General features: G+C 30.0%; 1 protein-coding gene. It reads left to right on the forward strand.

Annotation, left to right across the window (positions count from 1 at the left end; genetic code table 11):
• Positions 1-175 precede the first annotated feature (175 nt).
• A complete protein-coding gene (locus DFQ08_RS16005) occupies positions 176-976 on the forward strand; it encodes an SH3 domain-containing protein (protein ID WP_114311044.1) in 801 nt (266 codons plus the stop codon).
• Positions 977-1,199 lie beyond the last annotated feature (223 nt).

The raw sequence follows: 1,199 nt of genomic DNA on the forward strand, positions 1-1,199 counted from the left end.
TGAATCCAAACATCAAATACAAATCCTATCGGAAAAATAATGTAAATTTACCTGAACTTACGATTTAAAAACAGACCTAGTTCAAATTATTTTTTGCCTTCTAAACGGCTAAAAAAATCTTTTGAACGGTATAAATTAACCTAAAAAAAGGTCAACCTATATCAGTATAATACAAATGAACAAACTACTATTAATATTCCTACTTATTTTCAAAATTGGATTTGGTCAAGATACTAAATACCTTTCTGAAAACTATGAATTCAAAAATGGTGAAATTGCCTATATGTTTGGTAATGACGTTAAACTTCGTGAACAACCTAATACTGAATCTGATGTTTTATTACTTTTAAAAATTGGAGAACAAATTGAAATAGTAGAAAAGTCAAATTCAGAAATGGAATTCGACGGAATTAAATCACCTTGGTATAAAATTAAGACTGAAAACAAAGTCGGATTTGTACTAGGAAGTTTAATTTCACTTGACAAAGTAATTAACGGAAACCAGACTTATTTAATTTCCTTAAAAAAAGATGGATTAAAACTTTTCATTAAAACGAGAGTTTTGGAAAATGGCTTGGAATTTAAAGAAAATGTCTCTCAACTTTTGACTGGAGAATTTTCAATAAAAGTAACTGGAAATAAAGGACTTGAAAATATAATAAACATATTTGAAATTGATTACCTCGCAGAATCTTGTGGAGTGAATGGTGGCGGAATTTATTTATTCTATGATGGTAATGAATTAATAAAAGCAATTGATTATACTCAAGTTGCGGACGCTGATTTATATTGGTTCATTGAAGAGTACATTTTCCCAAACGAAAAAGATGGTATAAAAGGAAAAATAGTTTACAAAAGCGAAATTGGTGAAACTAAAGAATATGAAACGGAATGGACTGAAAGTAAAGCGACCAGAAGAGTTTTAGAATGGAATGGAAAAGAGGTATTACCAAAAATAGAAACCGAAAAAGAATAATAACGATTTGCCAACAACGTGTATAATTAATTGCTTTGGTCGTTGCCTACTCGGAAAATTCCTTCGGAATTTTCTCTGGCTCGTGAATGTTTACTAAATTAGTTGCTTAAACACGCAACTAACCATACACAAACACGTTGTACGTAAGCTACCAAAAACACGCAGAAAAACAAAGACTGAATGAATCACACCCAAATTTATACAACTCGAAAACTTGAAAAAA

It is taken from the genome of Winogradskyella arenosi (genome assembly GCF_003337305.1).
GTDB classification, from domain to species: Bacteria; Bacteroidota; Bacteroidia; order Flavobacteriales; family Flavobacteriaceae; genus Winogradskyella; species Winogradskyella arenosi.